This window comes from Bradyrhizobium sp. Leo114, from assembly GCF_055229415.2.
In genome coordinates this window covers 24,664-44,068 of sequence record NZ_JBUYEN020000047.1, presented here as the reverse complement: position 1 = coordinate 44,068, position 19,405 = coordinate 24,664, and the positions used below count along the sequence as shown (strand labels likewise).

The 19,405-nt window shown below is 62.6% G+C and carries 21 protein-coding genes; 9 read left to right on the top strand and 12 right to left on the bottom strand.

Annotated features, from left to right (window positions below; translation table 11 throughout):
- Positions 1 to 76: 76 nt before the first annotated feature.
- Together ACZIRK_RS36565 and ykgO are read right to left on the bottom strand one after the other, a co-directional pair.
- Positions 77 to 736 carry a tetratricopeptide repeat protein gene (locus tag ACZIRK_RS36565; protein WP_130226844.1) on the bottom strand — a complete coding sequence of 220 codons (660 nt, stop codon included), beginning with the start codon at positions 734 to 736 and terminating at the stop codon, positions 77 to 79.
- 99 nt (positions 737 to 835) lie between these two features.
- Positions 836 to 961, bottom strand: a complete 126-nt coding sequence (gene ykgO / locus ACZIRK_RS36560) for a type B 50S ribosomal protein L36 (protein ID WP_002718645.1) — start codon at positions 959 to 961, stop codon at positions 836 to 838.
- Positions 962 to 1,216: 255 nt separating this feature from the next.
- Between ykgO and ACZIRK_RS36555 the strand changes: the two genes are divergently transcribed.
- The 4 genes from ACZIRK_RS36555 (at position 1,217) to ACZIRK_RS36540 (ending at position 4,340) form a co-directional block, all read left to right on the top strand.
- Positions 1,217 to 2,101, top strand: a complete 885-nt coding sequence (locus tag ACZIRK_RS36555) for an amidohydrolase family protein (RefSeq protein WP_028166975.1) — start codon at positions 1,217 to 1,219, stop codon at positions 2,099 to 2,101.
- 146 nt (positions 2,102 to 2,247) lie between these two features.
- The gene (locus ACZIRK_RS36550) at positions 2,248 to 3,093 is read left to right on the top strand and encodes a dienelactone hydrolase family protein (RefSeq protein WP_130226845.1); all 846 of its coding nucleotides are present in this window, start codon (positions 2,248 to 2,250) and stop codon (positions 3,091 to 3,093) included.
- A 2-nt stretch (positions 3,094 to 3,095) separates the two neighbouring features.
- Positions 3,096 to 3,842 carry a haloacid dehalogenase type II gene (locus ACZIRK_RS36545; protein WP_130226846.1) on the top strand — a complete coding sequence of 249 codons (747 nt, stop codon included), beginning with the start codon at positions 3,096 to 3,098 and terminating at the stop codon, positions 3,840 to 3,842.
- A gap of 3 nt (positions 3,843 to 3,845) precedes the next feature.
- Positions 3,846 to 4,340 (top strand): YbaK/EbsC family protein, encoded by a 495-nt coding sequence (locus ACZIRK_RS36540; protein ID WP_130226847.1) that lies wholly within the window; start codon positions 3,846 to 3,848, stop codon positions 4,338 to 4,340.
- Here ACZIRK_RS36540 and ACZIRK_RS36535 read toward each other — a convergent pair.
- From ACZIRK_RS36535 to ACZIRK_RS36520, 4 genes are all read right to left on the bottom strand, one after another.
- Positions 4,328 to 4,681, bottom strand: coding sequence for a hypothetical protein (locus ACZIRK_RS36535; RefSeq protein ID WP_130226848.1), 354 nt, complete (start codon positions 4,679 to 4,681; stop codon positions 4,328 to 4,330). The two genes, ACZIRK_RS36540 and ACZIRK_RS36535, sit on opposite strands and share 13 nt — an antisense overlap.
- Positions 4,682 to 4,826: 145 nt before the next feature.
- Positions 4,827 to 5,819 (bottom strand): tripartite tricarboxylate transporter substrate binding protein, encoded by a 993-nt coding sequence (locus ACZIRK_RS36530; RefSeq protein ID WP_130226849.1) that lies wholly within the window; start codon positions 5,817 to 5,819, stop codon positions 4,827 to 4,829.
- Between the two features lie 89 nt (positions 5,820 to 5,908).
- A complete protein-coding gene (locus tag ACZIRK_RS36525; RefSeq protein WP_130226850.1) occupies positions 5,909 to 6,430 on the bottom strand; it encodes an REP-associated tyrosine transposase in 522 nt (173 codons plus the stop codon).
- Positions 6,431 to 6,478: 48 nt separating this feature from the next.
- Positions 6,479 to 7,387, bottom strand: coding sequence for a LysR family transcriptional regulator (locus ACZIRK_RS36520; protein WP_130226851.1), 909 nt, complete (start codon positions 7,385 to 7,387; stop codon positions 6,479 to 6,481).
- Between the two features lie 110 nt (positions 7,388 to 7,497).
- On the opposite strand from ACZIRK_RS36520, the gene ACZIRK_RS36515 reads away from it, so the two are divergent.
- The 3 genes from ACZIRK_RS36515 (at position 7,498) to ACZIRK_RS36505 (ending at position 10,257) form a co-directional block, all read left to right on the top strand.
- Complete coding sequence (locus tag ACZIRK_RS36515) at positions 7,498 to 8,196, top strand: pirin family protein (protein WP_130226852.1); 699 nt, start codon at positions 7,498 to 7,500, stop codon at positions 8,194 to 8,196.
- Positions 8,197 to 8,276: 80 nt separating this feature from the next.
- On the top strand, positions 8,277 to 8,876 hold the full coding sequence (wrbA, locus tag ACZIRK_RS36510; protein ID WP_130226853.1) for an NAD(P)H:quinone oxidoreductase: 600 nt from the start codon (positions 8,277 to 8,279) through the stop codon (positions 8,874 to 8,876).
- A 385-nt stretch (positions 8,877 to 9,261) separates the two neighbouring features.
- Positions 9,262 to 10,257, top strand: a complete 996-nt coding sequence (locus tag ACZIRK_RS36505; protein WP_130226854.1) for a DUF5996 family protein — start codon at positions 9,262 to 9,264, stop codon at positions 10,255 to 10,257.
- Here ACZIRK_RS36505 and ACZIRK_RS36500 read toward each other — a convergent pair.
- The 3 genes from ACZIRK_RS36500 to ACZIRK_RS36490 form a co-directional block, all read right to left on the bottom strand.
- Complete coding sequence (locus ACZIRK_RS36500; protein WP_028166985.1) at positions 10,254 to 10,445, bottom strand: hypothetical protein; 192 nt, start codon at positions 10,443 to 10,445, stop codon at positions 10,254 to 10,256. The two genes, ACZIRK_RS36505 and ACZIRK_RS36500, sit on opposite strands and share 4 nt — an antisense overlap.
- A gap of 247 nt (positions 10,446 to 10,692) precedes the next feature.
- The gene (locus ACZIRK_RS36495) at positions 10,693 to 11,880 is read right to left on the bottom strand and encodes a GNAT family N-acetyltransferase (protein ID WP_130226855.1); all 1,188 of its coding nucleotides are present in this window, start codon (positions 11,878 to 11,880) and stop codon (positions 10,693 to 10,695) included.
- Between the two features lie 15 nt (positions 11,881 to 11,895).
- Entirely contained in the window at positions 11,896 to 12,867 is a 972-nt protein-coding gene (locus ACZIRK_RS36490) for a cupin-like domain-containing protein (protein WP_245474783.1), read from the bottom strand.
- Positions 12,868 to 13,012: 145 nt separating this feature from the next.
- Here ACZIRK_RS36490 and ACZIRK_RS36485 point away from each other — a divergent pair, with 145 nt between their 5' ends.
- Entirely contained in the window at positions 13,013 to 14,131 is a 1,119-nt protein-coding gene (locus ACZIRK_RS36485; RefSeq protein ID WP_474419171.1) for a glycosyltransferase family protein, read from the top strand.
- Here ACZIRK_RS36485 and ACZIRK_RS36480 read toward each other — a convergent pair.
- Both ACZIRK_RS36480 and ACZIRK_RS36475 read right to left on the bottom strand, forming a co-directional pair.
- A complete protein-coding gene (locus tag ACZIRK_RS36480) occupies positions 14,101 to 15,414 on the bottom strand; it encodes an O-antigen ligase family protein (RefSeq protein WP_130226857.1) in 1,314 nt (437 codons plus the stop codon). The genes ACZIRK_RS36485 and ACZIRK_RS36480 overlap by 31 nt on opposite strands.
- Positions 15,411 to 16,421: a glycosyltransferase family 2 protein gene (locus ACZIRK_RS36475; protein WP_130226858.1), complete on the bottom strand. Its 1,011-nt coding sequence runs from the start codon at positions 16,419 to 16,421 to the stop codon at positions 15,411 to 15,413. Before ACZIRK_RS36475 ends, ACZIRK_RS36480 begins: the two co-directional genes overlap by 4 nt.
- Before the next feature lie 403 nt (positions 16,422 to 16,824).
- Between ACZIRK_RS36475 and ACZIRK_RS36470 the strand changes: the two genes are divergently transcribed.
- Positions 16,825 to 17,958 carry a radical SAM protein gene (locus tag ACZIRK_RS36470; RefSeq protein WP_130226859.1) on the top strand — a complete coding sequence of 378 codons (1,134 nt, stop codon included), beginning with the start codon at positions 16,825 to 16,827 and terminating at the stop codon, positions 17,956 to 17,958.
- Between the two features lie 68 nt (positions 17,959 to 18,026).
- Here ACZIRK_RS36470 and ACZIRK_RS36465 read toward each other — a convergent pair whose 3' ends face one another.
- Positions 18,027 to 19,013 (bottom strand): glycoside hydrolase family 26 protein, encoded by a 987-nt coding sequence (locus ACZIRK_RS36465; protein WP_130226860.1) that lies wholly within the window; start codon positions 19,011 to 19,013, stop codon positions 18,027 to 18,029.
- Between the last annotated feature and the right edge of the window lie 392 nt (positions 19,014 to 19,405).

Below are 19,405 nucleotides of genomic sequence, written 5' to 3'. Positions count from 1 at the left end.
GCGTGAACCAAGCCGGGTAGCGGCAATTGTTCCGCGCTGCAATCGGCTGCCGGAAGTCGTGGTTAATCCCGTGAGACTAGATATCGCGGCCTTCGACCTTTTCGCCGAGCTGCTTCACCAATTCCGGCACCTTCTCCAGGTGCGGATTGATGGCAAGCGCCTTGCGGAAGGCGTCCAGCGCGCGCCTGTCGTCGCCGAGGTCCTGCATGATCATGCCAAGGCCGGCCAACGCGCCGAAATGGCGAGGTTCGCGGATCAGGACCTGCTGGATGTCCTCCAGCGCATGCGCATAATCATTCTTCAGGTAATAGAGCGTCGCGCGCCGGTTCCAGCCCTCGATATAGTCGGGGCGCAGCTTGATGACGGCATCGAGCAGTTTCAGCGCGACATCGGCGTTCTGGGCGTCCATCGCCGCTTTGGCGCGCACCATCAGAAGCATAGCGGTATCGCTCGGCGTCTGCAGCCACTGCGCCCAAATCCGCGCCTCCACGTGCTTCGCGCTGGCCTCATCAGGCGCCGCTTTCAGCGCCCCGAACAGGAAATCCAGTCCGCGGGTGCGGTCGGCGCCAACGTTCGGCAACTTGGTGGGCGCTTCGGGGAGCTTCTTCTGCTCCTTGGGCGGAGGGATGACCCGGGGATCGCCCTGGGCAAGCGCTGCCGCCGGCGCCGCAATCACGATCGCGGCGATCAGGAGCGCAAGCTTGCGGGTTATGAGCGTGAGGAATCTCAATTCCATCAGCATAGCTTAAACGCACAACGTCGCGCTGCAAAGCAGCGCGACGTCAAAGACGTGTGAAACGATTGCGTCCGGGCGAGCCGGCGGAACGACCCGCGATCAGCCTTGGCGGGCCTTGAAGCGGCGCTGCACCTTGTTGATCACATAGACCCGGCCCTTGCGGCGGACCAGACGGTTGTTGCGATGGCGGCCGCGCAGCGATTTCAGCGAGTTACGGACCTTCATGGGACAATCCTGATGCGTTGAAAGGCCGTGCTCAAGCCCGAACCTAAAACCTGCCCAAATGTGGCAAAATGGGATTCATCCCGAAAAACGGCTCTGCCGCCCGGGACGGCCGCGTTCTAAGCGATCGGTGGCATAAATGTCAATCCGAATAGGCTGCAACCCGCGGGCTTTCTGGCTGCCTTGCGGAATTCGTTATATAGTATAATCAATTTTGGAAACCAAACAAGCCGCCGGGAACCCCAAGGACGCCCAAGAATGCCCAAGCTCAAGCTGCCCGACATCGACAATGTCGTCGCGATCGACATCCACACCCACGCCGAGGAGCCCTGCGGCATGCATGGCGACGACGGCTATGACGATTTCCAGGCGCAGATGGCGGAGTACTTCAAGTCGCCGCATAAGCATCCGCCGACCGTGCCGGAAACCGCGGCCTATTACCGATCCAAGAACATCGCGGCCGTGATCTTCCCTGTTGATGCCGAGCGCGAGACCGGCTTCCGCCGCTACAACAATTACGAGATGCTGGAAGTCGCCTCGGAAAATCTCGATGTGCTGATTCCCTTCGTCAGCATCGATCCGCACAAGGGCAAGCTCGGCGTGCGCGAGGCGCGGAAGCTGATCGAGGACTACGGCGTCCGCGGCTTCAAATTCCACCCGACCATGCAGGGGTTCTATCCGAACGACCGCCTGGCCTATCCGCTCTATGAAGCGATCAATGACGGCGGCGCGATCGCGCTGTTCCACACCGGACAGACCGGCGTCGGCAGCGGCATGCCGGGCGGCATGGGGATGCGGCTGAAATATTCCAATCCGATGTACATGGACGATGTCGCCGCCGACTTCCCCGACCTGAAGATCATCCTCGCGCACCCATCCTTCCCCTGGCAGGAAGAGGCGCTCTCGGTCGCGACCCACAAGCCGAACGTCTACATCGACCTCTCCGGCTGGTCGCCGAAATATTTCCCGCCGATCCTCGTGCGCTACATCAACTCGATCCTGCAGGACAAGATGCTGTTCGGCTCGGACTGGCCGGTGATCACGCCGGACCGCTGGCTTGCGGATTTCGCCAAGCTCGACATCCGCGAGGAGATCCGCCCCAAAGTGCTGAAGGCCAACGCGCGGAAGATTTTGGGTATATAAGCGATCTTTGGATCATGATCCGATTAGACGAAATCGGATCATGATCTTATCTCTTTTGTTTGAGCATGATCTTTTCGGAAAACCGGTTTCCACTTTTCCGGATCATGCTCTAGATCGCCGGCAGGCGAGCGAACGGGAGGTGGTCGATGCCAAGCCTCGCCAAGGTCGCTGCCACTATCGCTGCCATCGTCGCTGCACTCCTGACCGCGAGCGCGACCGCGTGCCTCGCGACTGATCTACCCGAGGGCCGTCTCGTCGAGATCGAAAATCCGTTGGCGAGCCCCCAGCCCCTGCAAGGTTACCTGCGGCAGCCCCGCGATGCCGGCCCGTTGCCGGCCGTGGTGCTGCTTCATGGCTGCAATGGCGGCTGGCGCCAGCTCGACCAGCGCTGGGGCAAGCTGATCGTCTCCTGGGGCTATGTCACGCTCACGGTGGACCGCTTTGGTCCGCGCGGCCTCAGCAGCACCTGCACCGGCGGCCCGCCGCCCGCAACCGTCTTCGACGCCTATCGGGCGCTGGACTTCCTCGTACAGCAGCCTTTCGTCGATCGCGATCGTGTCGCGGTTCTCGGCTTCTCGCAGGGCGGATTGCTGGCGCTGACCTCGGTCGAGCGCGGCATGATCGAGCGGATATCGAACGACAAATTCCACGCGGCGATTGCATTCTATCCGCCGTGCCTCGGCATCAAGGACAGCATGACTGTGCCGACGCTGATCCTGATCGGCGAGCTCGACGACTGGACGCTGGCGAAGGAGTGCCGCAACCTTGTCGAAGGCCGCGATGACTACGGCATCTCGCGCCAGAAGGGCCTCGGCGTTCCGATCGAATTCATCGTCTATCCCGGCGCCTATCACGGCTTCGATGTTCCGGGCCTCGCAACGCCGATACAGTTTCTCGGGCATCGTCTCGAATTCAACCAGGCAGCCCGGGATCAATCGGTCGACGCGGTCCGCAAATTCCTGTATGCGACGATCGGCGGGCAAGAGAAGTGACAATGACCATCAAAGCCGTCGTCTTCGATGCCTATGGCACGCTTTATGACGTCCAATCGGTCGCAGAAGTGACCGAGGATGCGTTTCCCGGCTATGGCGAGATCATTACGCAGATCTGGCGGATCAAGCAGCTCGAATATAGCTGGCTGCGCTCGCTGATGCGGCGCTACCAGGATTTCTCCGTCGTCACGCGCGACTCGCTCGCCTACACACTGTGTAGCCTCGGCCTGCAATATGATGCCGGAACATTCGACAGGATCATCGACAAATACCTGCATCTTGATCTCTATCCGGATGCGCTCGCCTCACTCGAAGCGATGAAAGACAAGAAACTTGCGATCCTCTCCAACGGCAGCCCCGACATGCTGAACGCGCTGGTGCGCAACAGCGGGCTCGACCGCGTGCTGGACGCAACCATCAGCGTCGATACCAAGAAGGTCTTCAAGCCGAGCCCGGAGGCCTACACGCTGATCGAAGACGTGCTTGGCGTGCCCCCCGCGGACGTCCTGTTCATCTCCTCAAATCCGTGGGACGCCTGCGGTGCCAAGGCGTTCGGCTTGAATGTCGCCTGGATCGAGCGGGTGACGCCGCAGGCCATGGCGCTCGCCTGCGTCGAAAGCGAGACCTTGCCACCGCTCACGATGTTCAAGGCGCTGCGCACCCAGATGGACGAGCTCGGCGTTGTGCCCGACCATCGCATCCATGCACTATCCGACCTTCCCGCGCTGCTGTCTTCCCACAGGTCTTAGAATATGAGTCTCGAATCCGTTCGCGCCTTCTTCGCCGAGAAGGCGCCCGACGTCGCCGTGATCGAATCGACCAAGAGCTCCGCAACCGTTGCGCTGGCGGCGGAAGCCTATGGTGTCGAGCCGGGGCGCATCGCCAAGACGTTGTCGCTGCGGGTCGGCGAGCGCGTGGTGCTGATCGTCACCAGCGGCACTTCGCGGATGGACAACAAGAAGGTGAAGGCGCTGTTCGGCATCAAGCCGAAGATGCTGGGGCTGCACGAGGTCGCCAAAATCACCGGGCACGAAGTCGGCGGCGTCTGCCCCTTCGGCCTGAGGACACCGCTGCCGGTCTATTGCGATATGTCGCTGAAGGCTTTCGACATCGTCGTGCCGGCTGCGGGCTCGACCCACAGCGCGGTCAGGATCGCGCCAGCACGGATGGCGGAATTGACGTCGGCCGAATGGGTCGACGTCTGCGAGCATCGGCCGCAGGAAGAAGTGTCGGCCTATTCGTCGTAACGTCTCGACGGCGCCGACTGATGCTGCTGCACCGGCGGTGGCGCTCCCCGTGCACGCGGAGTGGCTTGTGGCGGCACACGTGAAGGCGGCTGCTGGGCGCTCGCGCTGGATTCGAATACCGCACGGCAATCATGGGAGAGCTGCGGCGTGTTCTGCCGCAAACATGCGGTGATCCGGTTGGCATCAGGAATTTGATCGCTGCAGAGCCGCCAGACGTCGGGCGTGCAGGCCATCTGCTGTTCCCAGGTTCCGCGATACTCTTCGGAGAATGCCGGGTTTTGCACGAGTAGTCCGGAGCCGATCAGGATTACATAACCCAAGGCAACGCGCGGCGTTCGCATGCGGGATCCTCTTCCAATATCTCGTCGATAAACATCTCGTTCAATTGCATCTCGGCGCGCCGGTTCCAGCACACGCCACGTTTTAACTATGACAAATGAATGAGACTGCGGAAGGTTCGCGACCCGCAACAAAACGTGAAATCGCCTACTCCACTTTGCCGATTTTCTTGACCGCCGCGATCAGCCGCGCGCTGTCGTCGTCGACGAATTTGGAAAACTCCGGCGCATCGAGATAGGCGACTGGACTGCCGGCGGTCTCGAAGATCTTGACGACCTCCGGCGCCTTCACTGCTTCCGCCATCGCCTCGCGCAGTCGCGTCATGACCGGCGCCGGCAATGCGCGCTGCGCAAACAGGCCGGCCCAGATGTAGAACTCGACATCCTTGTAGCCGAGCTCCTTGAACGTCGGCAGGTCGGGAAAGCTGGCGACGCGTTCGGCGCCCCAATTGGCAAGCACCCGCATCTTGCCGTCGGCGACCTGCTGTTTCAGCGTGCCCGGGGCGGATGCCACCGCCTGCACCGTGCCGCTCAGCAGCGCGGTCAGCGCCGGGCCCGCGCCGCGGAACGGCACGTGCAGCAATTTGATGCCGGCGCTCGCGGCAAACATTTCCATCGCGACGTGAAGCGTGCCATAGGGACCGGACGAGCCATAGGGAATCTGGCCCGGGCGCTGTTTGGCATCATCGACAAAATCCTGCAGCGTCTTCCATGGGGCGGAGGCCGGCACCGCGAGCAGCGTCGGATCGGCGAGCACGCGCGCGACCGGCGCGAATTGCGAGACCTCATAGGCGACGGGGCGATCGGACAGCCGATCGGCTTCGGGCAGCACGGCGAGCGAGGACAGCGTCATCAGCAGCGTGTAGCCGTCCGGCTCGGCGCGTGCCGCCTGCGCATTGCCGACGGAGCCGCCAGCTCCGCCGGCGCGGTTGTCGACGATCACGGGCTTGCCGAGGATCCGCTCCAGCGCCAGCGCCACCGGCCGCGCCGCAAGATCAGCCTGCCCACCGGCCGGAAACGGCACGATCATGGTGACGTTGCGGTTGGGATAGACAGTGCCTTGCGCAAAGGCAGCGTGCGAAAGCGCGGCATGCGCAAGCGGCAAGACGGCGGCAGTTTTCAAAAGCTCGCGGCGATTCATCGGCATTTTCTCCCCAGTGGTTTGTTTGGTTTCTGGAGAAGAGCCTAACCACAAATTGTAGGGTGGGCAAAGCGAAGCGTGCCCACCATTCACTCACCGAACGATCCTCGAATCTGCTTCATATCCCCGCCCCAATCCGCATCAAGCAACCCGCGCTCGACGTAGCGATGAAAACTGCTATGCGGCCAGTCCGCAACGCGCGTGACATGCCCGTGCTTCACCGGATTGAAGTGAATGTAGTCCACATGCCGCTCGAGATCAGTGTCATCGCGGATCGCATGCTCCCAAAAGCGACGCTGCCAGATACCTTTCTCCCGCTTGACGATCTTGCTTGGGGATTGCGGCTCGTTCTCAACACCGCGTAAGAAACCACTTTTGATCAGGCTCCAGCGAGCGGAGAAGTCCGCATCTTGCTCTGGAAGGGTCCAGACGGTGTGAATGTGGTCCGGCAAAATACAGATTGCGACGGTCTCAAACGGACGACGTTCGCAGACCATTCGATAGATCCGTCGCAAGCGGTCAATTCCGCTGACGAGCAAGTTGCTCGATCGATCGGCGAGGACAACCGTGAAGAAGAAAGTGCTGCCTTTTGCACGTCGGCACTGCGGCATGGTCTCTCCACCGCCCTAGAATGGTGGGCACGCTTCGCTTTGCCCACCCTACCGCCTCTTGCCCTTTACGAAATGCTTCGCCAGGAAATCGGCGAGCACTTCGACACGCGCGGGGCGCGGGCCGCCGGGAGGCGTCACCAGGTGCACGGCAGCTTCTGGCTGCTTCCAACCCTTGAGGATCACCTCGACCTCGCCGCGCGCGATGGCTTCTCCGATGATGAAATCAGGGAGATCGGCGATGCCGAGGCCGGCGACAACCGCCGGCAGCAGCGCTTCGCCGTTGTTGACACGCAACTGTCCGGCGGGACGCACGCTCGCCTGCTCGCCGGCCGCGTTAGTGTAGTGCCAGACGCCTGCGGTCGAGAGATAGGCGTAGCCGAAGCATTTGTGCTCGGCGAGATGCATCGGATGCGTCGGCCGGCCGTAGCGCTTCAGGTAGGATGGCGCCGCCACCGTGTAACGCGGCATCGGGCAGAGCCGCCGCGCGATCAGGGATGAATCCGGCAGGCGCGCGATGCGCAGGCCGGCATCGAAACCTTCGCCGATCAGGTCGACAGTGGCGTCGCTCAAATGCAGGTCGATCGACACTTCCGGATATTTCTCCAGAAACTCCGGCAACAGCGGCGCGACCGATTTCACCCCGAAGGTCATGGGCACCGCGAGCCGCACCAGGCCGCGCGGGGTGACTGATTGTGCCAGGGCCTCATTCTCGGCCGCCTCGCCGTCGGCAAGCAGCCGCGCGGCGCGCTCGGACAGTTTTTGCCCGGCATCCGTCAGCGCCAGCCGCCGCGAGGTGCGGTTGAACAATCGGGCCCCGAGCCGCTCCTCAAGCCGGCTGACCGCCTTGGAGACAGTGGCCTTCGACAGCGCAAGCTCGGTTGCGGCGGCCGCAAATGACCGTAATTCCACGACTTTTGCGAAGATCGCGAGCGCTTCGAAATCCGGGAGCTTTGACATTTTGGCAACCGCCTCTGCCACAAACGGAAACAATGAGTTTCGATAGTTTCTATTTCTATACCACGTGCGCCGGCATATCCAAACGCAATCGAAATTTGAGGAAGCATCCGATGATCGAACTCAGACCCTATGCGAAGCTAGGCAGCGCGAACCATGGTTGGCTGAAGGCGAGGCACCACTTCTCCTTCGGCAGCCATTACGACCCCAGCAATATGGGCTACGGCGCCCTGCGCGTGTGGAACGACGACGAGATCGCGCCGAACACCGGCTTTCCGCCGCATCCCCATGCCAACATGGAGATCATCACCTACGTCCGCGAAGGCGCGATCACGCACCAGGATTCGCTCGGCAACAAGGGGCGGACCGAGGCCGGCGATGTGCAGGTGATGAGCGCGGGGAGCGGCATCCGCCATGCCGAGTACAATCTCGAGCCCTCGAAGACGAAGATCTTCCAGATCTGGATCGAGCCGACGACGCAAGGCGGCGAGCCGACCTGGGGCTCCAAGCCGTTTCCAAAAGGCGATCGCTCCGGCAAGCTCGTCACGATCGCGAGCGGCTTTGCGGACGATGCCGATGCGCTGCCGATCCGCGCCAAGGCGCGGGTGCTTGCCACCACGCTGAAGGCCGGCGAAAGCGCGGAATATGCGCCGGAGCGAAAGCGGCATCTCTATCTCGTGCCTGCGGCCGGCAGCATCGAAGTCAACGGCGTGCGCGTCGATGCCCGCGACGGCGCCGCGATCCGCGACGAAGCCAAGCTGACGATCACCGCGCTGGAAGATTCCGAGCTGGTGCTGGTCGACGCGGCGTAAGTCCACTCGTCATGCCCGGGCGCCTGTCCCCAGCCTGATCGGGGACGACTTCAACAACACCCAACCAAAGGAGAGCCATCATGGCCAAAGTTCTCGTCCTTTATTATTCCGCCTATGGTCACATCGAGGCCATGGCCAACGCGGTCGCCGAAGGCGCGCGCGAAGCTGGCGCCACCGTCGATATCAAGCGCGTGCCCGAGCTGGTGCCGGCCGAAGTCGCAAAAGCGTCATACTATAAGCTTGACCAGGCAGCGCCGGTCGCGAAGATCGATGATCTCGTCAATTATGATGCGATCATCATCGGCACCGGCACCCGATTTGGCCGCATGTCCTCGCAGATGGCGAACTTCCTCGATCAGGCCGGCGGTCTCTGGGCGAAGGGTGCCCTGCATGGCAAGGTCGGTGGCGCCTTCACCTCGACGGCGACCCAGCATGGCGGGCAGGAAACGACGCTGTTCTCGATCATCACCAACCTCCTGCATTTCGGCCTCACCGTGGTCGGGCTCAATTACGGATTTGCCGGCCAGATGAAGCTCGACGAGGTCACCGGCGGATCGCCCTATGGCGCCACCACGATCACCGGCGGCGACGGCAGCCGGCAACCGAGCGCGAATGAGCTTGCGGGGGCGCGTTATCAAGGACGTGTGATCGCGGAGACCGCGAAGAAACTGCATGGCTGATGCGAGTTCGAGGGCGTTCTCGTTTGCGAGCATCGCCCTATGTAGAGCGTGCGGTCGGAGCCTTCATTTCGATCGCACCTTCATGTTCAAAACCGCATGACTGCAGCCGCCAGGTCCCTGCCCCCCGGACCTGGCGGCACATGCGCGTCGGGGACCACGACATGGTTGAAATGCTTTTCATGGCGCAGTTGGTGCGCAGACCACTGCAGGCGATGGCGCGACGCTGGTGGTGCAAGAGTCTTTTCCGTGCCACGCGCGGGCAACGCCGTTGCCCGGAATGCACGAAGTCGTGATGTCGATTTGTCGGCCCGCATGCTTGAAGCTGCCATAACGAACTCGTGATAAGGTGATTACCTTCACGGTCACTAAGCAGCGAGATGCTGGCATGAGCAACACCAAGCAAACTCAATGGCCGGAACTGCCGACCGCGGCATGGCGTGACACCTGTGCCACTCTGCATCTCTGGACCCAGATCGTCGGCAAGATCCGGTTGGCCAAGTCGCCCTGGCTGAATCATTCGTGGCACGTCACGCTTTATGTCACCGCGCGCGGGCTGACCACCTCGCCGATCGCTAACGGCACTAGAACCTTTCAAATCGATTTCGACTTCATCGATCACGCCTTGCGCATTTCGACCAGTGACGGCGCCGAGCGGCACTTTGCGCTGGCCGGGCTCTCGGTGGCGAGCTTCTACGCGGCAGTGCTGGCTGCACTGAAAGAGCTCGACATCGATGTTGCGATCGACGACATGCCGAACGAATTACCGGACCCGATTCGCTTCTCGGAAGACAACCAGCATCGCTCTTACGATGCGGACGCGGTGCGGCGCTTCTTCCAGATCCTCTTGAACTGCGACCGGCTGTTCAAGCAGTTCCGCACCGGCTTCCTCGGTAAAGCCAGCCCGGTGCATTTCTTCTGGGGCAGCTTTGATCTCGCGGTGACGCGTTTCTCCGGCAGGAGCGCACCACGCCATCCCGGCGGCGTGCCGAACCTGCCGGATGCGGTGGCACACGAAGCCTATTCGCACGAGGTGAGCAGCGCGGGTTTCTGGCCAGGCGGCGGCGCCATCGATTATCCGGCGTTCTATTCCTATGCCTATCCCGAGCCTGCGGGCTTCCGCACCGCCAAGGTGCGACCCGACGCAGCCTTCTTCAGCGAGGCCCTCAGCGAATTCGTCCTGCCCTATGATGCCGCGCGCATCTCCGCCGATCCCGACCGGGCGGTGCTGGAATTCCTGCAAAGCACCTATGAGGCCGCCGCTATTGCCGCAAAATGGGATCGCGATGCGCTGGAATGCCCGCTTGGTCGACCCGGCGTGGTGCGGCAGCTCCGAGGCACGCCGGCCTTGGATCGTGATCCGATCAGGTTTGATCGGCTCTAATTCAACAGCTCCGGCTGTGTCACCGTTTGCCTGATCTGCGCACCACAATCGGAGCATTCATAGGTGAAGTCGATCTTGGCCAGGCTCCAATGCGGCGCGACATCCGTGACGAACATCGGAAGACCTGCGCAGCTCGGGCACATGATGAAGTCCGGTTCCACGGCATGGTGATGGATGTAGGCTGGCATGTCGGCTCTCCTTGCGGAACATTCCCCGGTGGCCCAACCCAGAAGCCAGCATACGGCGCTGCAGCGATCACAATTGTGGACTTTTGCGAACATAGAAGGAACACCCACACAATCCTCGTGAGTGTGACAATTCTGCATTGAAGCGGCGTTGGTACGTAGGGTGGGCAAAACGAAGCGTGCCCACCATTGCGAGCGGTGATGGTGGGCACGTCGCTGTGCTCCTTTGCCCACCCCTACTGCGTCGCGATCAGCTCTCTTCCCGTGAAGGCGGCTTGCCGAGCGCGCATTTCAGATACGTCGTCAGCCTCGGATATCTGCGCAATTCCTGCGCGGCCCGATCGCGGAGCGCGTGGGGCAATCCGCGCCAGCTCAAGGCAGCGCTGATATCGAGCAATGGCAGGCGCTTGACTCCAAAACGGCGCTTGTAGGCGTAGTTGCCGATCGAGAAATCGAACTCGCGCACACCCTGCTTGTGCAGCGCCGCCATGGTGCGCTCGATGATCAGCCGGCCCGGCGAACAATTGCTCCATTTGTCGCCGGCGTTGCTGATGCGGATCATCACATAGCGCGAACCGTTGCGGACACCGAGCAGCGTCGCCACCACCTCCTCGCCCGCTGTCAGTGCCGACACGATGGCGTAGCCGCTGCCGGTGCCGCTGCTGACCAGGCTGCGATAGAACGCGGCGCAATTCTCGTCATTGAGAATGAAATTGACTCCCAGGCTCTGCATCCGCGAGCTTTGCTGAGCCTCGGTGGTCGTGAGAATCCGAAGCGCTTCATCACTGTCCGCGGCGATCGCGAAGTTCGCCGTCGGATCGCGCGTAAACACGCGCCAGCTCCGCTCCAGCTCCTTGCGCACCGTCCGCTCCAGCGTGTAGCGCCAGGCGTCGTAATCGTCGCCCGTGGTGACGAGGTTGCCATTAACCGGGCAGACCGCCGCGCCATCGAGCAGCGCCAACGGATTGGGCCGGCCGTCGAGATCGGATGTGACCTTGCGCAAGCGGATGAGATCGGCGCCGCCGGGCAGCTTGCGCAACGCGGCGCGCAGGTCGCGCCAGAAGACACGCGCTGCCGCGGCATCGCGCGGCGCGGCGGGCCCGAGCAACGGCGCGTTGTAATCGGTGAGATCAAGGTCTGCGAACGCGATCGTTTGCATGCTGCCTTGCCGATGACGGATCAACGGCAACAGCGCGGCGGGCTCGCCGGTCGCGGCATCGGTGACGAAGGCGATCACCGGCGAGACGTCGTCGGTATCGGCGAAGGCGGCGTACCAGGCTTCATACCATAGCGGATTTTGGAACGCTGTCGGCGGAGCGAATGCGCCCCACCGCGCCGCGGCCTGCTTCCAGTCCGCAAGAATCTCGATGCGGTAGCCGGCCGCGCGTGCTTCTGCCCGCGCCGAGAGCCTGCCCGCCGATGTCGCAAGGACCGTCATCGCCGCATGCCGCGCTCACGCCGCCTTCGGCAAGTCGACGATCTTGCCAAGCTCGATCTCGTCGAGACGGAAGTCGATCGGGCGGCGCACGGCGCGCTCGCGCTTCACCCACTTGCCGTCGCGCAGGAGCTTCTGCATCACCTGCTTGGCAAAGAAGGACGGACCGTGCAGGCTGCGGCTCTTCGGCCTGTAGCCGAAACGATGACGCAACATGCCATTGGCGAGATTGAGGATCTGGGCGCGCCGGATCTCGTCGTCGACGTAGGACACCGTCATCGAGATGTTGACGACACCGAGATTCTCGACCCGATGCGGCGCATTCAGCGGCCAGTTCAACATCTGGCCAGGCTCGAGATCGATCACCTGCGCATGCTGGTCGTACCAGGACGCATAGGGAATATCGACCTCGACGTCGAACAGCGCGATGTCTTCGAGGTGCTCCGGCCGGATGAACGGCGGTGTGTTCGGATAGATATAGACGCGCTTGCGGCCGGCGATCTGGATCAATCCCTGCCCCGGCAGGTCGGAGTGGTAATAGACCTGCGCGTCTGGCGAGGAGATGAGGATGCCTGCCTGATGCGTCGGCGCATCAAAGCTGGGAACCTTGGCCGCGACCTCCGCAAACATCTGGTCGACCATCACGCGGAAACGGCGATCGACGGCAGTGACGTTGCGCAGGTTGAGCCAGAGACCGCCGCGTGAGATTGCCTCGATCACCTCGCGGCCACTGAGCTTGCCGATCTCGCCTTCGCGCCAGACCCGGCTGGAACCCTTCGCACCTGTCTTGACCAGGCTGTAATGCTCGCGCGGATAGTTCTCGATCAGCTTCGCGAGTTCGTCCATCGAGAACGCGGGCTGCTTGTGCATCGCATGCTCGAGCCGGATCGGCTGATGGCTCCAGAGCTCCGAATGGGTGTCGTCCCATTTGGTGAAGATCTTGCCTGTCGTCATGTCGCGCTCCTGGTCGCCTTGCGTCGTTTTGATCATCCGATGTCCCGTTACGGGACGAACGGGCAGCCTTCACGCCAGGATTGGCAAAATCGGTGCCGGCACTGTTTCGGGCGCTTACCGGAAGCTAAGGTCTGCGCGGTATGGCTAACCGAGATCACCCCGGAAGCCCTGCCGCTGCGCGATGACCTCCACACCCCGATATCGGGCGCTGTTCCTCGGCGCGGGAGCCGAGATGCATTGCGGCGTCGGGCAGTTCACGCGCTTGTTGACTGACGCGATCGAAAAGCTCGATCCCGGCAGTAGCCAAACGTTAACCCTGACGCGCGGCCGGGGATCGCTCTGCGACATCTGGCGCGCGGTCGGCTCGGCGCAGAGCGTCATCTGCAATTTTCCGATCGTGGCCTGGAAGCGTGTGATCCTGCGGCCGCTCATCGCGCTCGCAATCGCGAAGCTCCGGCGGCGCAAGGTCGTCCTGGTCGAACATGAATGGGCCGGGCTGAACTGGATGCGGCGGATCACCTACATCCCCGCGGTTTGGCTCGCCGACAGCATCGTCATGTTCTCGCCGCTGGTGCGGAAGGAGCTTGCCGACGACGCTGCGGTCAGCTCCGCTGTGACGAAATCCGTGTTGGCGCCACTGCCGCCCAACGTCGAGGCGCCCTCGAAGATCGAAGACTCCGAATTGCGGCAACGGCTATCAGCGGCACGCGCCAGCGGGCAATTGGTGATCGGCCATTTCGGCTCGATCTATCCGGGCAAGCAGCCGAATGCGCTGCTCGAGATCGGCGCGATCCTGAAGGCACGCGGATTGCGGCCGCTGCTGGTCTATATCGGCTCCTTCATTCGCGGCGTCGACAAGGTCGAGGAGAATTTCCACGCCCGCGCCGCCGAGCTTGGCCTCGGTGAGGACGTGATCGTCTCCGGCTACGTTGCCTCGGATGCCGAAGTGTTCGGCCTGTTCGGCGAGGTCGACGCCTTCTGCTATCCGCTGGACGAAGGCATCACAGCCCGCCGTTCGAGCATCCTCACCTGCGCGCAGGCGAGCCGGCCGCTGGTCGCGACCGGCCCCGCACTAGCGGACGAGTTCGACCATCATCCGCGCTTCAGGCAGTTGATCGATCGCGGCGCGGTCGTCCTGGTTCCGCGCGGATCGGCGGGCGAGGCCTATGCTGATGCGATCCTGGCCGCGGCGAAGCAACCACCGCCGCAGGCGCCCTTCGATTTCACCGGCTGGTGGCACGATGTGGCAACGACGGTGGCGACCGTCATCTATGCCCGCAAACGGAAGCGCGCGAGATAGTGCAGGCCGAACAGGGCGATCAGAAACGTCGCCCAGATCGGATCGGCGCGGTCGAGGAAGAAGCTCTCCATCGACGACAGATAGAGCCCGAACAGCCATATCCGCAGGAACATCATCGACAGCGGGCCGTCATTGCCACCCTCGTCGGCGGCCTGGAAGTCGCGCAGCGGCTTGACGACAACAGCAGCGATCAGAAAGACGAGACCCGGCAGCCCGGTGCCGAGCGCGGTGTCGAGATAGCCGTTATGGCTGTGCGAGGCGTACCCTGCCCATTCCTTGCCTTCCTTCAGATTCGTGATCGCGTTGCTGCCCCAGAAGGCTTCGAAGCCATAGCCGGTCAGGAGCCGCTGATGCAGCGAATCGACGGCAAAGACCCAGATGTCGGAACGACCGGTGAAGCTGGTATCCAGCGGCAGCAGCTTTGCGATTGACGCCAGCGTGTCGCTCAGCACCGTGCCTACGCTAAACAGATTGAGCACGATGAGCGGCAGCAACAACATCAATCCACGTCCCCACAAGGAACGAACGAACGACGTCAGCGAGGTCAGCAGCAGCACGGCCAGGCAAAGCGAGATCGAGCTTTTGCCCGCGGAATAGACCAGGAATAAGGCGGAGAGCGCCATGACGATGACGCCGGAGATCCATCCGCCGGCGCGGATGAAGTAGACGCCGAAGAACATCATCATCGCCATTATCGCGGCGGCGACGTTCTTGTGCCCGAACGCGCCACGCCAATTGCCGGCGAGCGCCGGCTCCTGCGGGTCCGTCGCCAGGTGGATCGACAGGTTCGGAGCCAGCAAGATTCCGAGATAGCAGGTCGCGAGCAAGACCAGCGCGGCGATGCTGAACCAGCGCATCAACTCGCTCTGCGACTTCGGCAACAGCATTACCGTTGCCGTCACCACCACGACGAATACCGACAGCGCAAAGCGGCGGCTCGAGGTGGCCGGATCGAACGACAGTACGACCGTCAGGCAAAGCCAAACCCCGAACAGCACATAGGCCGGGGTCAGCAGCGACGCCAACGCGGGCATGTTGTCGCGCATGGTCAACACGAGCATCAGCACCATGAGCAGGCCGAACAGCGCGTAGAGCACGGCCTCCTTGCCGGAGGTCACCTCACCGACGCGCATGTCGCTGAGATCGTCGAACGGATGCAGCGAGATCCACACCAGCAGCAGGATGCCGATGAAGGCCGCGGCGCGGACGAAATGCATCACCGGCCGCCGCCACACATCGGCGAAGACAGCCCGGGCTTCGGACGTGATGAGGAACTCGGTCACGAAACGATCTTCGAGGCGGCGTAAGGCTGTGGCTCGATGCCGAGCACTGCGAGCGCGCTGCCCACCGCGACCATCATCGGATGCATGGCGATGACGGGCTGGTGTTCTTTCAAGACAATGCGCGTAGCGCGGAACAGCGAGAACGGCACCAGGCCGAACATCTTGGCCATCACAGCGGCACGCGACCACGTCGACTGCGCACCCTTGCGCTCGATGTGATAATTGATCGCACCGATCCGCAGGCCGCGCCGCACGATCCAGCCGAGCTTGGTCCGGCTCCGCGGCACCGTCTCCGAGATGGCCGCATCGGTTGCCCAATAGAATCGGAAGCCGGCGCGGCGCGAGCGCGCGAAGAAATCATGGTCGCCGCCACCTAGGAAATTGAAGCGCAAATCGAACGCGGGACTGCCGAGGCGGGCGAACACCTGGCGCCGGATCAGGCAATTGCCGCAGCCATAGATCACGGGCACCGGCCCGCTGCTATGATAGGCCGGCGCAAATGCCGGATGACGCTTCAGGCCGCGCTTGCGCTCGTCGTCGAAATGCGGCCAGACCGGCCCGCCGATCACGTCCGCCCCGGTCGTCTCAGCGGCCTCGATCATGCGCTCGAGCCAATCCGGCGAGGCGATCTCGTCATCGTCGATCATCAGGAAGTTCGCGGCCTGCGGGAAGGTTGCGAGCGCCGTCTCGAAAGCTGCATTGATGGCGTAACAGTTGCCCTGCCGCGGCTCGACGAGGCAGAGGCCATTCAGCCTTCCCGACGCCAAAAATTCCGCGGCCACCGGCGCGCTTTCACAATTGGCCGCATCGTTCTCGACCACCACGACCGCAAAGCGGCGCGCGGTGCGCTGTGCCGCGACCGATTCCAGCGTCAGCCGCAGATGCTGCGGCCGGCGGAAGCTCGGGATGCAGACCACGGTCTCGACCGAGCAGTCGAGCCCGGGCGAGGCCGCGACCCAGGCGCGGTCCGTTGCAAGAAACTCGGTCGCAATCGACATCTTGTTCATGGCTTCAATCCCAATCCGCGACACGCCGTCCCAGAACGGGTCACGCCACCATCATGGGACGCAATCGTCCCGAAATCGTTGATGAGCGGAGCCGCACGAAAGCGATTCGCAGGGTATGGCCGTGTCATGGCAAAATCCGATCCAGCCGCGCACGGCGCTGCGACGATCTCTTGCGAGGGTTAATCGGGGGACATTTCGCGCGGTTTGCGCTCGACCGCATTCGATTCGCACCGATGCGCGCGCGATGGCCTGCGCGTCGGCAGCAATTCGTTAAGGTTAAACGCGTCGCGAGCGCCGGCACGAAGAGCCTTCATCCCCACTGGCATTCGATTTGCTGTCTCTCGGTACGACAAAGAAATCGATCGAGACCGTAACAACACTCGCAAACGTCTGAGGTTTCACCTTGAAAGCGCTAGACCTCGTTTCGCTGGGCACAAAGCATGTCCGCAACGCGCTGTCGGAAGAGCTCTATCTGCGCACCGGCCGCGATGTCACCCGGCCAGCCGCGATCTTCGCGGAGGTCGTCGAGCGCTGCAATTACAAGTGCCGCTATTGCGATTATTGGCGTCGCCCGAACTACCGCGAGGAGATGTCGATCGAGGAATGGCAGCGCGCGCTCTCCAGCCTGAAGGAATTCATCGGCGCCTATCATGTCGAGTTCGCCGGCGGCGAGCCCTATATCAAGAAGGGTTTCCTCGACCTGGTCCGGTTCTGCCGCGACAACGACATCCATTGGGGCGTGACCACCAATGGCGGCGCCTATCTTAACAAGAAGATCGTCGCGCAGACGGTCGAGGCGCATCCCTTCAACATCAATATCTCGATCGACTCGCGGGATCCGAACATCCACAACTATTCGCGCGGTGTCGAGAATTCGCTGAACGACATCGTGCAGGGCATCCGGAATGTCTCCGAGAAGCGCCGCGCCGAAGGATTGGATTTTCCAATCATCATCAAGCCGGTCGTGCACCGGCTGAACTTCCGCCAGCTCCCGCAGATGGTCGACTGGATCCAGCAGATCGGCGCCACAGCGCTGAGCTTCCAGCCGGTCGAGATGGGCACGCAGGAGGTCGAGGACGAGTTGTGGATCGGCGAACGGGAGATGGACGATCTGATCGCCGTCCGCGACGAGCTGCTGCGGCTGAAGCGCCAGGGCGCGCCGATCCTCAACGGCGAGGCGGTGCTGAACGCCTGGCCCAGTCATTTCCGCCGCGAGAAGGCGCCGCCCGAGGTCATGCCCTGCAGGGTCGGCATGCGTAACTATTTCATCCGCTCCGACGGCCGCCTCGAGGTCTGCTGGTTCTTCAAGCCGATCGGCAACGTCCGCACGCAGACCGCGCGCGAGATCTGGTACAGCGAGGAAGCGCGCATGCGCCGCAAGGAAACCGTGGCCTGCGACAAGCTCTGCCTCTTCACCTGCCTTGCCCAGCGCACGCTGCAGGACAAGCTCAAGATGGGCCTGACCCTGTTGACCGGAACAAAGGCCCAGGCGAACGAAGTCAACAGCAATCGCACCCCGGGTGAAGCGGCAGCGTAACCTGGGACCGCCGGTAAACGTTGCTGGAGATATCCCGGGTTGCGCTGCGCTCCACCCGGGTCACGAGGTCACCTACCTCCGAACAGCTTTCGGAACAGCTTTTCCGACTCCGGGAAGCGGCCGGTGTCGATCTGTGTCGGCCATAGGCCATCGACGTTGAAGTAGGCCGCATAGGCGATGCTGTCGCTGTTCTCGACGAACCAGTCGTGCATTTTCTGGATGAAGTAAGGATTGTCGCCGGCATGGCCGACGCCCCACTCCGGAAAGCTGATCCGCTTGCCGTGGCGCGCGGCGAAATCGCGATGCCATTCGAGACCGAACGGCGCCTTGAGGTAAAGCGTCTGCCAGCGCTCCTCCACCGAGCCTTCCGATTTGAAGTCGTAGACGTCGAGCCCGATATAGTCGACAACGTCGTCGCCGGGATAGGCCAGATCGGCCGGCATCTCCTGCGCCCCCCAGCCGGGACACCAATCAAACTTGAACTCGCTGGACGCGCGGCGGAAGATCTCCGCAACGCGCCGGAACGCCCTGATATAATCGGCTTCCTGGCCCTTGGCGAACCAGCCCATCTGCGAAAGGTTCATCTCCCAGCCGAGCCGGATGATCGCGCGCGGCTGCGCATCGGAGATCGCGCGTGCCGCCGCCTCGAACTCGGAGTCGTGCAGGCCGTCCGCGACATCGACCAGCGGCGTTCCCGTGATCGTCAGCGGCATCGACCAGACCACGTTCCGTTTCGGATTAAGCCGTCTCCAGATGCCCGGCACCCAATCCACTTTGCGAAAATCTTCCCAGGTCGATTGGCCGTAGAAATCCATACCCAGCACAGATGACGGCTTCTGCTTCAGCCATTTCTCCCAGGCCTGCAACGCATGCTCACGGCCATCAGCCTCCCAGTTCACGAAGGCGCCGGCAAACCGCGCAGGATCGGCGCCGAGGCGGGAGGTTGCGCCGGCTGCGTCGCGCGCGGTGGCGACGCCGCCGAGAACTGCGCCGATCGAGGCCGTCAGCATCCCGCCGACGAACCGCCGCCGGCTCAATCGTTCAATTCCAGCCATGTGCTGTCCTCGCGAGCTTGCGAAGCAATGGCGTCAACCTCTTGCCCACCGTTTCAAAAGCGGACACCGCCGACGGAACGGCTGTGCCGAAACGAACTGATGGCACAGTCTTCGCATCACCCGCGGCGACCCCGCGCAGAAATCCCGTAGTCCCACATGCACGCATACCCGCTCCGAACGGCATCGGCGATTCGCGGGTCACGCTCTGCAATATACGGGCAAGCCGCGCCGACGCACACGGAGCACGGCTTCTTATGGTTACTTCGCGCCTTAACGGCGCGGCGATCATCAACGCAAACAAAATTAACCAACGGCGATCCCGGCCGCGGCCGATGCGCCGATTCGGCATCGATCTTGCTGAAAGGCTCACCGAGAAGAACCGCGGCTTGGAA

Excerpts from the sequence above, each read along its gene's own strand:
- ACZIRK_RS36540 (WP_130226847.1), top strand. The coding sequence starts at position 3,846 with ATGAGTCTCGAATCCGTTCGCGCCTTCTTCGCCGAGAAGGCGCCCGAC.
- ACZIRK_RS36520 (WP_130226851.1), bottom strand. The coding sequence starts at position 7,387 with ATGTCAAAGCTCCCGGATTTCGAAGCGCTCGCGATCTTCGCAAAAGTC.
- ACZIRK_RS36530 (WP_130226849.1), bottom strand. The coding sequence starts at position 5,819 with ATGAATCGCCGCGAGCTTTTGAAAACTGCCGCCGTCTTGCCGCTTGCG.
- ACZIRK_RS36555 (WP_028166975.1), top strand. The coding sequence starts at position 1,217 with ATGCCCAAGCTCAAGCTGCCCGACATCGACAATGTCGTCGCGATCGAC.
- ACZIRK_RS36525 (WP_130226850.1), bottom strand. The coding sequence starts at position 6,430 with ATGCCGCAGTGCCGACGTGCAAAAGGCAGCACTTTCTTCTTCACGGTT.
- ACZIRK_RS36545 (WP_130226846.1), top strand. The coding sequence starts at position 3,096 with ATGACCATCAAAGCCGTCGTCTTCGATGCCTATGGCACGCTTTATGAC.
- ACZIRK_RS36550 (WP_130226845.1), top strand. The coding sequence starts at position 2,248 with ATGCCAAGCCTCGCCAAGGTCGCTGCCACTATCGCTGCCATCGTCGCT.
- ykgO (WP_002718645.1), bottom strand. The coding sequence starts at position 961 with ATGAAGGTCCGTAACTCGCTGAAATCGCTGCGCGGCCGCCATCGCAAC.
- ACZIRK_RS36515 (WP_130226852.1), top strand. The coding sequence starts at position 7,498 with ATGATCGAACTCAGACCCTATGCGAAGCTAGGCAGCGCGAACCATGGT.
- ACZIRK_RS36565 (WP_130226844.1), bottom strand. The coding sequence starts at position 736 with ATGGAATTGAGATTCCTCACGCTCATAACCCGCAAGCTTGCGCTCCTG.
- ACZIRK_RS36465 (WP_130226860.1), bottom strand. The coding sequence starts at position 19,013 with ATGGCTGGAATTGAACGATTGAGCCGGCGGCGGTTCGTCGGCGGGATG.
- ACZIRK_RS36535 (WP_130226848.1), bottom strand. The coding sequence starts at position 4,681 with ATGCGAACGCCGCGCGTTGCCTTGGGTTATGTAATCCTGATCGGCTCC.
- ACZIRK_RS36490 (WP_245474783.1), bottom strand. The coding sequence starts at position 12,867 with ATGATCAAAACGACGCAAGGCGACCAGGAGCGCGACATGACGACAGGC.
- wrbA (WP_130226853.1), top strand. The coding sequence starts at position 8,277 with ATGGCCAAAGTTCTCGTCCTTTATTATTCCGCCTATGGTCACATCGAG.
- ACZIRK_RS36505 (WP_130226854.1), top strand. The coding sequence starts at position 9,262 with ATGAGCAACACCAAGCAAACTCAATGGCCGGAACTGCCGACCGCGGCA.
- ACZIRK_RS36485 (WP_474419171.1), top strand. The coding sequence starts at position 13,013 with ATGACCTCCACACCCCGATATCGGGCGCTGTTCCTCGGCGCGGGAGCC.
- ACZIRK_RS36495 (WP_130226855.1), bottom strand. The coding sequence starts at position 11,880 with ATGACGGTCCTTGCGACATCGGCGGGCAGGCTCTCGGCGCGGGCAGAA.
- ACZIRK_RS36500 (WP_028166985.1), bottom strand. The coding sequence starts at position 10,445 with ATGCCAGCCTACATCCATCACCATGCCGTGGAACCGGACTTCATCATG.
- ACZIRK_RS36475 (WP_130226858.1), bottom strand. The coding sequence starts at position 16,421 with ATGAACAAGATGTCGATTGCGACCGAGTTTCTTGCAACGGACCGCGCC.